This is a genomic window from Streptomyces sp. AA1529 (assembly GCF_000280905.1).
Lineage (GTDB): Bacteria > Actinomycetota > Actinomycetes > Streptomycetales > Streptomycetaceae > Streptomyces.
The window spans coordinates 143,659-157,695 of sequence record NZ_ALAP01000092.1; the positions used below are offsets into that span (position 1 = coordinate 143,659).

The 14,037-nt window shown below is 73.9% G+C and carries 12 protein-coding genes; 8 read left to right on the forward strand and 4 right to left on the reverse strand.

Annotated features, from left to right (window positions below; all coding sequences use genetic code 11):
- Positions 1 to 35 precede the first annotated feature (35 nt).
- From A949_RS0126510 to A949_RS0126520, 3 genes are read right to left on the reverse strand one after another with little or no spacing between them, the layout of a single operon-like run.
- Positions 36 to 1,139, reverse strand: a complete 1,104-nt coding sequence (locus A949_RS0126510) for an ABC transporter permease (protein WP_019359078.1) — start codon at positions 1,137 to 1,139, stop codon at positions 36 to 38.
- Positions 1,136 to 2,167, reverse strand: a complete 1,032-nt coding sequence (locus A949_RS0126515) for an ABC transporter permease (protein WP_019359079.1) — start codon at positions 2,165 to 2,167, stop codon at positions 1,136 to 1,138. The genes A949_RS0126510 and A949_RS0126515 overlap by 4 nt, the downstream gene beginning before the upstream one ends.
- Positions 2,164 to 3,870, reverse strand: coding sequence for a sugar ABC transporter ATP-binding protein (locus tag A949_RS0126520; protein WP_019359080.1), 1,707 nt, complete (start codon positions 3,868 to 3,870; stop codon positions 2,164 to 2,166). Before A949_RS0126520 ends, A949_RS0126515 begins: the two co-directional genes overlap by 4 nt.
- A 342-nt stretch (positions 3,871 to 4,212) precedes the next feature.
- Between A949_RS0126520 and rhaI the strand changes: the two genes are divergently transcribed.
- From rhaI to A949_RS0126560, 8 genes are all read left to right on the forward strand, one after another.
- Positions 4,213 to 5,406: an L-rhamnose isomerase gene (gene rhaI, locus A949_RS0126525; RefSeq protein WP_019359081.1), complete on the forward strand. Its 1,194-nt coding sequence runs from the start codon at positions 4,213 to 4,215 to the stop codon at positions 5,404 to 5,406.
- A gap of 138 nt (positions 5,407 to 5,544) precedes the next feature.
- A complete protein-coding gene (locus tag A949_RS0126530; protein ID WP_019359082.1) occupies positions 5,545 to 7,113 on the forward strand; it encodes a rhamnulokinase in 1,569 nt (522 codons plus the stop codon).
- Positions 7,104 to 7,856 (forward strand): (Fe-S)-binding protein, encoded by a 753-nt coding sequence (locus tag A949_RS0126535; protein WP_019359083.1) that lies wholly within the window; start codon positions 7,104 to 7,106, stop codon positions 7,854 to 7,856. The genes A949_RS0126530 and A949_RS0126535 overlap by 10 nt, the downstream gene beginning before the upstream one ends.
- 79 nt (positions 7,857 to 7,935) lie before the next feature.
- Complete coding sequence (locus tag A949_RS0126540; RefSeq protein WP_019359084.1) at positions 7,936 to 9,498, forward strand: lactate utilization protein B; 1,563 nt, start codon at positions 7,936 to 7,938, stop codon at positions 9,496 to 9,498.
- On the forward strand, positions 9,495 to 10,175 hold the full coding sequence (locus A949_RS34675) for a LutC/YkgG family protein (protein ID WP_051019652.1): 681 nt from the start codon (positions 9,495 to 9,497) through the stop codon (positions 10,173 to 10,175). Before A949_RS0126540 ends, A949_RS34675 begins: the two co-directional genes overlap by 4 nt.
- Before the next feature lie 177 nt (positions 10,176 to 10,352).
- Positions 10,353 to 10,946 carry a hypothetical protein gene (locus A949_RS0126550; protein ID WP_019359086.1) on the forward strand — a complete coding sequence of 198 codons (594 nt, stop codon included), beginning with the start codon at positions 10,353 to 10,355 and terminating at the stop codon, positions 10,944 to 10,946.
- 350 nt (positions 10,947 to 11,296) lie between these two features.
- Entirely contained in the window at positions 11,297 to 12,103 is an 807-nt protein-coding gene (locus tag A949_RS0126555; protein WP_019359087.1) for an ABC transporter ATP-binding protein, read from the forward strand.
- A 189-nt stretch (positions 12,104 to 12,292) separates the two neighbouring features.
- On the forward strand, positions 12,293 to 13,387 hold the full coding sequence (locus tag A949_RS0126560) for a questin oxidase family protein (protein ID WP_019359088.1): 1,095 nt from the start codon (positions 12,293 to 12,295) through the stop codon (positions 13,385 to 13,387).
- Positions 13,388 to 13,411: 24 nt separating this feature from the next.
- On the opposite strand, the gene A949_RS0126565 is transcribed toward A949_RS0126560, so the two are convergent.
- A complete protein-coding gene (locus A949_RS0126565; protein ID WP_019359089.1) occupies positions 13,412 to 13,921 on the reverse strand; it encodes an O-acetyl-ADP-ribose deacetylase in 510 nt (169 codons plus the stop codon).
- Positions 13,922 to 14,037 lie beyond the last annotated feature (116 nt).

Here is a 14,037-nt window from a genome sequence, read left to right on the forward strand (position 1 = left end):
GGAAGACTGCGGGACCGGCGGTGCGGCTGCGGGGGCTAGCGGGGCTCCGGGGGTGGCGCTGCGGTGTCCGGCGCCGCGTCGGCCGCCGCTTCGGGAGGTCGGGCGGCGGCCGCACGGCGTTGCCTGCGGTCGGTGAGCACCGAGACCGCGCGCGGGGTGAGCACGGAGATGATCAACAGCGCGCCAGTGACGATAACTTGGATCTCGTGCGAGACGTCGTTCAGGGTCAGCAGGTTGCGCAGGACGCCGATGAGCAGGACGCCCGCCACCGCTCCGCCGAGCGTGCCCTTGCCGCCGTCGAAGTCCACGCCTCCCAGCAGCACGGCTGCCACGACCGTCAGTTCCAGTCCCAGTCCGTTGTCGGCGCGCGCGCTGCCGTAGCGGAGGGTGTAGACGATTCCGGCGAAGGACGCCACCAGGCCGCTGACGGCGAAGAGGACCAGCTTGAGGCGCTCGACCCGCACTCCGGCGTAGTGTGCGGCGTCCTCCTGGGCTCCGACGGCGAACACCGCCCGGCCGAAGCCCGTGCAGTGCAGCACGACGGCCGCCAGGACGGCGAGCAGCGCGAAGAGGGCCAGCGGATACGGCACGAAGGTCCCGGGCACGGTCTCGCTGCTGCGCGCCCAGCGGGCATAGCTGTCGGGGAAGTCGGCGACGGCCTTGTCGCCCAGCACCACGGAGGCCAGTCCGCGGTAGAGGGTGAGGGTGCCGATGGTGACGGCCAGGGAGGGCAGCCCGACCCGGGTGACGAGCCAGCCGTTGAGCAGTCCGCCGGCCAGCCCGGCGAGCAGGCACAGCGGCACGAGCGTCTCGAAGGCCCAGCCGGCGTCCCACAGCGCACCCGCCAGTGCGCTGGAGAGCCCGAGCATCGAGGCGATCGACAGGTCCACCTGCCCGGCGACCACCAGGAGGGTCATCGGCAGTGCCAGCAGGGCGATCTCGGCGGTGTCGTCGAGGGCCGCGGACAGGTTGGCCGCGTCGGAGAACCCGGGGGTGGTGCCGGTGCCCACCAGGAACGCGGCGACCAGCAGTGCGCCGACAGCCGCGTCCCAGCGCAACAGGCCCGGGCAGCGGCGGACTCCGGTGCGGTCCCCGGCGGGGGCGGGCCGCCGCGCCGTGGGGGCCGGTGGTGCGTTCATTGCCGCCTCCTCTTCCGGAGCGCCCGGGTGCTGCGGCTGCGCACCACCCGGTCGGTGCTGATGGCGGCGAGCAGCAGTACGCCGGTGATGGCCTGCTCCCAGAAGGAATCGACCTTCAGCACGATCAGGGCGCTGCCGATGGTGGTCAGCAGCAGTGCGCCCAGTGCCGCACCCCAGACGGTGCCCACTCCCCCGGTGATGGCGATGCCGCCGACGACGACCGCGCTGACGACGGTGAGCTCCCAGCCGTTGGCCGCGTCGGCGACGACGGTGCCGAAGCGCGCCAGCCACAGTGCGCCTGCGAATCCGGCAACGGCGCCGGAGAAGACGTAGGCGGCCAGCACCCGGCGCCGCACCGGGATGCCCGCCAGGCGCGCCGCCTCGGGATGGGATCCGATGGCGTACAGCTCCCGGCCGCTGCGGTAGGCCCGCAGGAAGTAGCCGGTCGCTGCCAGCACCAGCGCGGACAGCAGCGGCAGCCAGGGGATGCCGAGCACGCTGCCGCTGCCCAGGGTGAGCACGGAGTCGGGGACGGTGGCGGCGTTGATCTGCTCCCCGTGCGCCCAGGCGTGGCCGACGCCCTGGATGACGTAGAGCATGCCCAGGGTGACGACCAGCGCGGGCACTCTGCCGAAGCTGACCAGGGCACCGCTGAGGAACCCGCAGGCGGCACCGAGGGCGATGCCGAGCAGGACGAGGGAGAGGGGGCCGCGGTCGGTCCCGGAGACGAACGACCCGCAGGCGAAGGCGGTCAGGCCGACCACGGACCCGACGGACAGGTCGATGTTGCGGGTGAGGACGACGACGGACTGCCCGGTGGCGAGCAGCACCAGGATGGCGGAGTTGAGCAGCAGGTCCTCGACGCCCTGCCGGTCGAGGAAGGCGGGGTTGGCCAGCCAGGTGACGAGGATCAGCAGGAGGAGGGCCCCGCCGATGCTGTACTCGCGGACCCGCAGGAGGGTTTCGGCCGTGGAGCCTCCGGTGGGCTCGGGTGCGGAGGGGGCGGTGGGCGGCAGGGTGGTGCTCACGGGGTGCCTCCTTGCCGCGGTCGCGGATCCGGGTCGGCGCGTGGAATCTCGGGGGCCCGCGGTCTTCCCGGTCCCGGCATCCGCGGGGTGCCGTCCGGCTTCGGCGGCGCACGCAGTGCGGCTGCGCTTGGCCCGGAGCTGTCGTCTCCGGCTGCACCGTCCGATCCCGGCTCCGCGTCGTCCGTCCGGACCCGTCCGGCGGCAGCGGCCAGCACCGTCTCCTCGTCCGCGCGGTCCCGGGGGATGTCGGTGACGAGCCGGCCCTCCCGCATGACGAGGACGCGGTCGGCCATGCCGAGGACCTCGGGCAGGTCCGAGGACACCATCAGGATGGCGAGCCCGTCGGCGGCCAGCGAGGCGAGCAGCCGGTGCACCTCGGCCTTGGTGCCGACGTCGATGCCGCGGGTGGGCTCGTCGACGACGAGGACCCTCGGGCGGGTGGCCAGCCATTTGGCGAGGACGACCTTCTGCTGGTTGCCGCCGGAGAGGACGTTCGCGGGGTCGGAGAGGCGGTCGTACTTGAGCCGCAGCCGCTGTCCCCACTCCCCGGCGCGGGCACGTTCGGCGGATCGGCGCACGAGTCCGGCCGGGCCGAGGCCGCCGAGTCCGGTGAGCCCGATGTTGCGTTCGATGGAGGCTTCCCCCACCAGTCCGCGCTGTCTGCGGTCCTCGGGCACGAGAGCCATTCCGGCCCGCATGGCGGCGGTGGGCGACCCGGCGCGCAGCAGCGTTCCGGCCACCCGGACCTCGCCCGCGTCGGGGCGGTCGACGCCGAAGACGGCTTGCGCGACCTCGCTGCGGCCCGCGCCGACGAGTCCGGCCAGGGCGACGATCTCGCCTTCGCGCACCTCGAAGGAGACGTCCCGGAAGACGCCCGCGCGGCTCAGCCCGCGCACCGCGAGCGCGACCTCTCCGCTGCGGGCCTGGCGTTCGGGGCGGAGGTGCCCCAGATCCCGGCCGACCATACGGCGGACGAGCGCGTCCTCGGTGAGGTCCGCCAGCGGCTCGGTGGCGACCGGTTCGCCGTCCCGGAGCGTGGTGACGTGCGAGCACAGTTCGAAGATCTCGCCGAGTCGGTGGGAGACGAACAGCACTGCGGCTCCCGCGGCGCGCAGGGCCTCGACCACGGAGAAGAGCCTGGCCGTCTCCCGGCGGGTGAGGGCCGCGGTGGGTTCGTCCATGACGAGCACCCGGGCGTCGAAGGACAACGCCTTGGCGATCTCGACGAGTTGCTGGTCGGCGATGGACAGGCCGCGGGCGGCACGGTCGGGACGGAGGTCCACGCCCAGCCGGTCCATCAGCCCGCTGGTGGCCTCGCGGGTGGCGGCTCGGTCGATACGGCCCAGGGAGCGACGGGGCTGGCGGCCCATGAAGATGTTCTCGGCGATGGACAGGTCACCGAAGAGCGTCGGTTCCTGATGGATGACAGCGATGCCCGCGTCCCGCGCTCCGCCCGGCCCGTGGAAGGCGGTGGGCGACCCGTCGAGCAGCACCTGGCCGCTGTCCGGTGCGTGCACACCGGCGAGGACCTTGATCAGCGTGGACTTGCCCGCGCCGTTCTCCCCCGCGAGGGCGTGGATACGCCCGGCGTGCAGTTCGAGGTGCACACCGCGCAGTGCGCGCACGCTGCCGAAGGACTTGCTCACCCCGCTCAGCGCGAGGACCGGCACGCGGTCGGCGCCGGGCGGCGCGGTCCTGCCCATGTCACCCCTCCGGTATTCGGCTGCTCGGCAGACGCAGCAGGGAATCTGACGGCCCGGGCAGATGAATTGATTCAAAATCTCCCGGACGACGGACGGGAAGCTAGCCCTCGCCGACAGAGCGGTCAAGAGGGCGTCATTTCCTCGATTTCCAATGGAGGGAGGGGTATTGACCGCACCTGGCGAACGCCTCTACGTTCCGGGAACAGAGGCTTGAATCGTTTTTAACACCTGCCGCTCCTGTCGCCCCTGCTGATTCCGCCGACCCCGCCTGCCGTCGCCCGAGGACCCCGGACGCCCCGGGTCCCGGCAGCCGCCCGGTGCCGCATCCACTCGAGGAGCCGTATGCCCGAGCCGAACCCCGCGCGCCTCACCCCCGCGCTGCGCGCACAGCGGATCGAGACGCCGTCGTGGGCGTACGGGAACTCCGGGACCCGCTTCAAGGTCTTCGCGCAGCCAGGCGTCCCCCGCACGGTCCACGAGAAGCTGGACGACGCGGCTCAGGTCCACCGGCACACCGGCGTGGCACCCCTGGTGGCCCTGCACATCCCCTGGGACCGCACGGACGACTTCGGCGCACTCGCGGACCACGCCCGGGAGCGCGGACTGCGGCTGGGCGCCGTCAACGCGAACGTCTTCCAGGAGGAGGAGTACAGACTCGGTTCGGTCACCAATCCGGACCCCGCGGTACGGCGCAAGGCGCTGGACCATCTGAGGGAGTGCGTCGACATCATGGACGCGACCGGCTCCCGCGACCTGAAGCTGTGGTTCTCCGACGGTCTCAACTACCCGGGCCAGGACGACCTGCGGGCCCGTCAGGAACGCCTGGCGGAAGCCCTGTGGACCGTCTGCGAACGACTGGGCCCCGACCAGCGGCTGGTGCTGGAGTACAAGCTGTTCGAGCCCGCCTTCTACGCCACCGACGTACCCGACTGGGGCACCTCCTACGCGCACTGCCTCAAACTCGGCCCCAAGGCCCGGGTGTGCGTGGACACCGGCCACCACGCGCCGGGCACCAACATCGAGTTCATCGTCGCCTTCCTGCTGGGCGAGGGGAAGCTCGGCGCGTTCGACCTCAACTCCCGCTTCTACGCGGACGACGATCTGATGGCCGGGGCCGCCGATCCCTTCCAGCTCTTCCGCATCATGTACGAGGTGCGCGCCGGCGGCGGCCTGCCGGGCACCCCGGAGAGCGCGGAGGGCGGCCCCGCGATCGCCTTCATGCTCGACCAGTGCCACAACATCGAACCCAAGATCCCCGCCGTCATCCGCTCGGTGATGAACGTCCAGGAGGCGACGGCCAAGGCGCTGCTGGTGGACCGGCAAGCGCTGCGGGAGGCACAGGAGTCCGGAGACGTGCTGGGTGCCCACGCGGTGCTGATGGACGCCTACGACACCGATGTGCGGCCGCTGCTGGCCGACGTGCGGGAGGAACTGGGCGCGGACCGCGACCCGGTGGCGGCCTACGCGGCGTCCGGATGGGCGGAGCGGATCGTGCGCGACCGGGCGGAAGGCCGGCCCGCGGGGTGGGGCGCGTGAGACCCCGGCACCCGCGCCGCTGCGGCCGCGCTCCGCGGGTCTCCGGCGGAGCGCACCACCCGCAGAGCCGCCGCCCGCACCGCCTTTCCGGACGGCCGGGACGACAGCGCAGCACACCCTGCGAGCCACCCGGCCGCCATGCCGCCCGCTGAGCCGGCTCCGCCGCGCCGCGCGGCGACGGCCCGCGGGGACGCCTTCGCCGCCGTCGACCTGGGCGCGTCCAGTGGCCGCGTCATGCTCGGCCGGGTACGGGAGGGCCGGCTCGCCCTGGAGGAGGTGCACCGGTTCGCCAACCGGCCGGTGCGGGTGCTCGGCACTCTCCACTGGGACATGCTGGGCATCCACCGGGGCGTGCTGGAGGGGCTGCGCGCCGTGGCGGCGGCCACCGGTGCGGCCGGTCCGGCATCCGTGGGGATCGACTCCTGGGGTGTCGACTACGGCCTGCTGGACGCGGACGGGGCGCTGCTCGGCAATCCGGTGCACTACCGCGACACACGCACCCGGAACGCGCCGGACGAGGTCGAGGCGGTGCTGCCGGCCGCCGACCTGTACGCGCACACCGGTGTCCAGCGGATGCCCATCAACACGCTGTACCAGTGGGCCGCGTCCCGCGGCAGCCGACAGGCGCGCGCGGCCCGCCGGATGCTGCTCGTCCCCGATCTCGTCTCCTACTGGCTCACCGGCACGTGCGGTACCGAGCTGACCGTCGCCTCCACCACCCAGCTCCTCGACCCCCGCACCGGGAACTGGTCCGCGGCGGTCACCGAGGCGGTCGGACTGGACCCCGGCCTCTTCGCCCCGCTGCGCTCCCCGGGGGACCCGGCCGGGGAACTGCTGGACGACGTGCTCGCCGAGACCGGGCTGCGCGGTCCGGTGCCCGTGACGGCCGTGGGCGCGCACGACACGGCGTCCGCCGTCGCCGCAGTGCCCGCCCGCGGCGAGCGCTTCGCCTACCTGGCCACCGGCACCTGGTCGCTGGCCGGGGTCGAGCTGAGCGAGCCGGTGCTGACCGAGGAGAGCAGGGCGGCGAACTTCACCAACGAACTGGGCGTGGACGGCACGGTGCGCTATCTGCGCAACGTCATGGGGCTCTGGCTGCTCCAGGAGTGCCTGCGCAGCTGGGCGGCGGAGGGCACGCCGCAGGAACTTGATCCGCTGCTGCGGTCGGCCGCCCGGGCGCCCGGGCTGCGGTCGGTCGTGGACGTGGGCGGGTCGGAGTTCCTGCAGCCGGGCCGGATGCCCGGGCGGATCGCCCAGGCCTGCGCACGCGGCGGCCAGCCGGTCCCGCGCGATCCGGCCGAGACGGCGCGCTGCGTGCTGGACTCGCTCGCCCTCGCGCACCGCGACGCGGTCCTCGACGCGCGGCGGCTGTCCGGCGCGGAGGTGGAGGCGGTGCACCTGGTGGGCGGCGGGGCGCGCAACCCACTGCTGTGCCAACTGACCGCGAACGCCTGCGGGCTGCCCGTGGTCGCCGGCCCCGTGGAGGCGGCGGCGTACGGGAACCTGCTGGTCCAGGCCCGCACGGCCGGAGCGGTGACGGGGCCGCTGCCCGCGCTGCGCGCCCTGGTGCGCGACAGCGTGCGGCTGCGACAGTATGACCCCGAAGGTGATCGCTCGCCGTGGGAGCGGGCTGCCGCGCGGCGCACCGCCGGCGAGCACCCCACCGGCCGGCAGCGCCAGGACGGAAGGGAGTCGCCGTGCGCGTAGCGCTCTTCGTCACCTGCGTCAACGACGCGCTCTACCCGCGCACGGGACGGGCCGTGGTGACGCTGCTGGAGCGGCTCGGCGTCCGGGTGGACTTCCCCGAGGCGCAGTCGTGCTGCGGCCAGCCCCAGTTCAACACCGGATACCGGCACGCGGCCGAGCCCCTGGTGCACCGGTACGCCTCCGCCTTCGCGGACTACGACCACATCGTGGTCCCCTCCGGGTCCTGCGCGGCCATGGTGCGGGAGAACCACCCGCGCATCGGTGCCAGAGCGGTGGCGGAGGGGCGTGGCGACAGACTGGCCGCGGCGGCCGAGCGGGTCGTGCCGCGCACCTACGAGCTGACGGAGTTCCTCGTGGACGTCCTGGGGGTCACCGATGTCGGTGCGTACTACCCCCGCACCGTCACCTACCATCCGACCTGCCACGGGTTGCGGGTGCTCGGGCTGGGCGGCCGGCCGCGCGCCCTGCTGGACCAGGTCAGGGGGCTGGAGCTGCGCGAGCTGTCGAGTGCCGAGGAGTGCTGCGGCTTCGGCGGCACCTTCGCGGTCAAGAACCCGGCCGTCTCCTCCGCCATGGGTGCCGACAAGGCGCACCACATCCGTGCGACCGGCGCCGCGTCGGTGTGCACGGTGGACAACTCCTGTCTGATGCACATCGGCGGCCTGCTCTCCCGGGCGCGCTCGCCGGTGCGCCCCGTCCACCTCGCGGAGATCCTGGCGAGCACCGAGGAGTCACCGTGGTGAGCGGCGCACCCGCGGCCGCCCGACCCGGTGCGACCGCCGCGGCGGGCCGCACGGGCAGGACGAGGAACGGAGGGGCGCGGTGAGCGTCACCTACCTGGGCATGCCGCCCTTCCCGGAGGCCGCCGCAGCGGCCACGGGGGACGAACGGCTGCGCGGCAACCTCCGGCACGCCACCCGCACGATCCGCGGCAAGCGCGCCGGGGCGGTGGCGGAACTGGCCGACTGGTCCGCACTGCGGACGGCCGGAGCGCAGATCAAGGACCGCACACTCCGCCACCTGGACCACTATCTCGAACAGCTGGAGACCGCGGTCACCGCCGCGGGCGGCACGGTGCACTGGGCCACCGACGCGCAGGAGGCCAACGAGATCGTCACGCGTCTCGTGCGGGAGACCGGGGAGCGCGAGGTCGTCAAGGTCAAGTCGATGGCCACGCAGGAGATCGGCCTCAACGAGGCGCTGGAGCAGGCGGGCATCTCGGCCTACGAGACGGATCTGGCGGAGCTGATCGTCCAGTTGGGCGACGACCGCCCCTCGCACATCCTGGTGCCCGCCATCCACCGCAACCGCTCCGAGATCCGCGAGATCTTCCAGGAGCGGATGGGGCGTTGGGGCCGGCCCGCGCCGGACGCGCTCACCGACCGTCCCGGCGACCTGGCGGAGGCCGCCCGGCTGCACCTGCGGGAGAAGTTCCTGAGAGCCAGGGTGGGCGTCTCCGGGGCGAATTTCCTGGTCGCCGAGACCGGCACCCTGGTCGTCGTCGAGTCCGAGGGCAACGGCCGGATGTGCCTGACGCTGCCCGAGACGCTGATCTCGGTGGCCGGCATCGAGAAGGTCGTCCCCACCTGGCAGGACCTGGAGGTGTTCCTGCAACTCCTGCCGCGCTCCAGCACGGCGGAGCGGATGAACCCCTACACCTCCACCTGGACGGGCGTCACATCCGGCGACGGCCCCGCAGCCTTCCATCTGGTGCTGCTGGACAACGGGCGGACCGACACACTGGCCGACCGGGTGGGCCGGCAGGCGCTGCGCTGCATCCGCTGCTCGGCCTGCCTCAACGTGTGCCCGGTCTACGAGCGCGCGGGCGGGCACGCGTACGGCTCGCCCTACCCGGGACCCATCGGCGCGATCCTGACGCCGCAGCTCGACAGCATGGGGACCGGGCTGGACGCCTCCTTGCCGTACGCGTCGTCGCTGTGCGGTGCCTGCTACGAGGTGTGCCCGGTGGCCATCGACATCCCCGAGGTCCTGGTGCACCTGCGGGAGCGCGTCGTCCAGGGCGGTACGGCCACCGTGCGCGGGCAGCGCACGACGGTGCGGCCGGCCAGGGGGCACGCGGCGGAGCGTGCAGCCATGCGGGCGGCCTCCTGGACGTTCGACCATCCGCGTGCGCTGCGTGCCGGTGAGCGGATGGCCGCACGGGCGCGGCACCTGGTGCCGCGCAGGCTGCCGGGGCCCGGCCGCGCGTGGAGCGACACCCGGGAGGTGCCGGCGGTGCCCGCGGAGTCGTTCCGCGACTGGTGGCGGCGCACCCGCGGCACCGCGGACGGCGCACCCGGCAGCACCGGCGCGGACTCCGCGGACGGGGGCACCGGCGCAGCCGGCTCGGCGGACCGTACCGGACCGCGGGAGGACCCGCGGTGAGCAGCCGGGAGACGGTACTCGGACGGGTGCGGCGGGCGCTGGCCGACGTACCGCGCGGAGAGCTACCACAGCAGGCGCCGGTCGCCCGCGACTATCTGCGCGTCCACGGCAGGCGTTCCCCGGCGGAGGCCGCACGGCTGCTCGCCGCCCATCTGGCGGACTACCGGGCGCGGGTGCACCACAGCTCTCCCGCCGGGCTGCCGGAGACCGTCGCGGGGCTCCTCCTGCGCCGGGAAGCGCGCCGGGTGGTGACTCCGCCGGGGATCCCCGAGCAGTGGCTGCCGGACGGGATCACACACCTGCGGGACGCGGCGCAACTCACCCCGCTCGTGCTGGACACGGTGGACAGCGTGGTGACCGGGTGCGCGGTGGCGGTGGCCGAGACCGGCACCCTGGTCCTGGACGGCTCCCGGGACCAGGGGCGGCGGTGCATCACGCTGGTCCCCGACCATCACGTCTGTGTGGTGCGGGTGCCGGAGCAGGTCGTGGACTCCGTACCGCAGGCTCTGGAGCGGCTGGATCCGGCGCGGCCGCTGACGTGGATCTCCGGTCCGTCGGCCACCAGCGACATCGAACTGGCCCGGGTGGAGGGCGTGCACGGCCCGCGCGCCCTGGACGTGGTGCTGGTGTCCTCGGACGAGCGGCATCCGGCCGGCGGCGAAGCCGCACGGAGCTGACGGGCCGCGCACCGGTCGCCTGTTGTTCTCGCGGACGTAACTCCCCTGTATTACCGCCGAGTTCAGCCGCACTGTTATCAGATTTACCCACCAGAAGCGCTGGTTCGCGCAGGTGTTCCCGTGCAAGGGTCGAACCGATCATTCCATATCCCGTAATGCCGCAAGGAGTTCGCGCACGTGAGCCACCCCCAGACCGCCCCCCGCACCGGTACGCCGTCCAGCTTCCCGGACTCCGGCCACCCGGCCGGTCAACCGGTGCGGAAACCGGGGGTCCTGGTCGCCCTGCTGGCCGCCACCGCGCTGTCCGCCGTCTCCGGCGCCGTCGGTGCGCTGCTGGTGTACGTCGGCGGCAAGGACCTCGCGGACCGGAACGTCCGCAACGCCGTGGACGGCGACCCGACGGCGGTCGGCCTGCCCGCGGGCACGGATGCGTCCGACATCGCGGAGATGACCCGCATCGCATGGGACGACGTCGTCACCGAGTGGCAGAGCACCATGTCGGCACGGGCCGCCATCGCCCTCGCCCTGGCCCTCGCCCTGCTGGTGGCAGGACTGTTCGTCGGCAGCAGATGCACCCTGTGGGCCCGGATCCTGCTCACCGTCCTGGCAGTGGGCGGAGCGGCCTTCCCGCATCTGCTGATCCTGCGGGACGCCGCTCCCGCCGGCCCCTACGCGACCAGTCTGATCGCCGCCGCGCCGGCCCTCCTTGCCGCGGTGCTGTGCTGGCTGCCGCAGGTGGGGCGCTACCGGGAAGCCGTCCGCGGCCGCTGACCGCAACCGCAGCGATCCCGGTTGACAACGTTGCCGGACGGGTTCGCAGGACAGGGCCGGCGGCACGGAGGTGCGCCGCACGGAGGTCCGCGGCACGGGGTTCGCCGGACGCGCCGCCGCTCAGCCCCGGGCGTGGCGTCGCGCAGGCAGCCGCCCGGGGCCGCCTGCGGCGGCACCGCGCTGTCCCTGCCCGGCACCGTCTGCTCCGGGCACGGTGAGCCGCTGGTCACCGGTGGCGGTGAGACACTCGCCCAAGCCGCTGCATGTCACAGCTAGTCTGGTCGGCCGCACGGCGCGCGGGAGTGTGCCGCACCGTGCGCACCCACCGCTCAGCAGGACCGGGAGGCCCCGTGAACCAGCCCGCACCCCGCCAGGTCGCCTCGGTCGAGGGGGTCGGAGTCCGCCGCTCGACCTCGGACCAGCTCATCCTCGACGGCATCGACTGGTCGGTGCGGGCCGGGGAACACTGGGCGCTGCTCGGAGCCAACGGCGCCGGGAAGACCACCTTGCTGAAGCTCCTCGGCGCCGTGCTGCACCCCACCACCGGCAGCGTGGAGGTGCTGGGCAACAGGCTGGGCAGGGTGGATGTGCGCGAGCTGCGCGCACACATCGGCCATGTCTCCACCGCGCAGCGTGTGCCGCAGGACGCCACGGCGCACACGGTCGTGCTGACGGGGGCGACGGGCACGGTGCAGCCGCTGTGGCGCAAGTACGACGACGCGGCCCGGCAGCTGGCGAGCGACCTGCTCTCCGAGCTGGACTGCAAGGAACTGGCCGACCGGCCCTTCGGGGTGTGCTCGGGGGGCCAGCGTGCCCGCGTGCTCATCGCCCGCGCCCTGATGCCCGCGCCGTCGCTGCTGCTGCTGGACGAACCCTTCAACGCACTCGACCTGCCCTCGCGCGAAGACCTGATCGACGCGCTGCGCCGGCTGGCTGCCGACCGCCCGTCCCTGGCGACCGTGACGGTCACCCACCACCTGGAGGAGCTTCCCCCGACCACCAGCCACGCGCTGCTGCTCCGGGAGGGCAGAACCGCCGCGTGCGGCCCCGCGTCCGAGGTGCTGACCGGTGAGGTGCTCACCCAGTGCTTCGGCCGCCCCGTCGAGGTCTCCCGCAGGGACGGCCGGTGGCTGGCCCGCTCGGGCCGCCGCTCCTGAGGCCGTCGGCTGCCGAGCCCCTCGCGGGTCCGGACGCCAGGGGGATCCCCGGGCCCCGGTGACCGAGGACATCGGGGCCTTTGCGCCGCCGGCCCGGCCCCCGGGACGGCGTGCCTAGGCCCTTCGCCGCGGGCCGGTTCCACCCCGCGTCCGATACCGGCGCCCGGGCCCGCTCGTACCGTCCTGGTCATGGACCCGACGAGAGAGAACACGAGCGGCGGCGACCCGACCGGCACCCTGGACGAGGCCTTCGAACGCCTGCACACCAGTGGACCCGAACGGGAGGGCTGGCTCAGCAACCACGCGCCCATGGCGGTGGAAGCGCTGGTGCGGCACGGTCAGGCCCCCAGGGTGCACCGCTGGATCGACGACTACCGGGACAAGCTGGAGGACCTGCCCGGCCGGAGCACCCGGGTGACGGCGGAGAACTGGACCGAGGCCCTGGGGGACCCGCGGCGGCTCGGGGACTGGATCGGCTACTTCGCCCGGCAGGTCGAGGAGCACCCCTGGCGCGACGTCCTCGCAATGTGGTGGCCGCGGCTGCTGCCGGGTATCTCCGCGGGCGCCACCCATCCGGTGATCCGTACCGGACACGCCGTACGGGTGCTGCTCGCGGACGGCCCGCCGACCGCCCCGCGCCTGGCGGAGCTGGCGCACGCACTCGGGTACTGGGCGGCCCGGCACAGCACGCTGCCGGAGATCGACCTGCTGCCACGGGAACCCACCGCGGCGGCGGGGCTCACAGCCGTCCCGCTGATCGGCGACCAGAGCGGCGGCATCCGCGAACGGCTGGCGCGCATCACCGCGCTGCCCGGTCGGCCGCGGGCGGGGCGGCCGGGACCGGACGCGGTCGCCGCGGACGGCGTCACCGGTCCCGACAGCGCCCGGACCGGCCTGCGGGAGATCGTCCGCGCCGCCACCCACCGGTACGCCACCCACGCGCACGGCTCGCCCGTCATGCTGGTGCACGCGGCCACCGCACCCAACGCGGTGCTGCGCACCCTGCCCGCGCTCCCGCCCGGACTGTGGGCCCCCAGCGCCGACGCCGCCTGGGCCGCGAGCGCCGCCGTCACAGCCGTGTACGCGCCCGGGCAGGCGGCGCCGGTCCCGGACGGCACTCCGCCGGCCCCGCAGGAGGTCTTCGCCCGGGCGGCGGCCCACGGCGACGAGCACGCGATCAAGTTCGCGGACACCGCGCTGGAGGTGGCCGCCGGCCCGGAAGGCGGCGATCCGCTGGCCATGGCGGCGGCGCGGCGCGCGATCGAGCTGATCCCGCGGACCTGATCCCGCAGGGGAGCTGACCGGGTCTCAGAGGGCCGCGCGGAAGGCCTCGTACGAGGGCTGCCCGAACAGCACGAGGCGCACCTCGGCGAAGCCCTCGCCCTCGGCCCGCAGGGTGCGCAGCGCGATACGCGCCGCGTCGTCCAGCGGCCAGCGGTAGACACCCGTGGAGATGGCGGGGAACGCGATGGTCCGGGCACCGAGTTCACGAGCGGCGCGCAGCGACTCGCGGTGGCAGGAGGCCAGCAGCTCCGAGCGGTCCTCCTGCCCGCTCCAGACCGGGCCCACCGTGTGGATGACCCAGCGTGCCGTCAGCCGTCCTGCCGTGGTGGCGACCGCAGCACCGGTGGGGAGACCGCTGCCGTACCGCTCGGCGCGCAGCCTGCGGCACTCGGCGACGATCTCCGGGCCGCCTCTGCGGTGGATGGCTCCGTCCACGCCTCCGCCGCCCATCAGGGAGGAGTTGGCCGCGTTGACCACGGCGTCGACGTCCTGCTCGGTGATGTCCCCCTGCACGAGGGTGAGGTGAGTGGGCATGGCCTCATCCTGGCGCGGCGCCCGGCGGGGCGCACGCCGGTTACCGGTCCGCGTCCCCGAACGGCGCCGCGGCGCGGCTGTCCGCTGCGCGCCCTCTGGTCGGCGCTCCCGCGTTC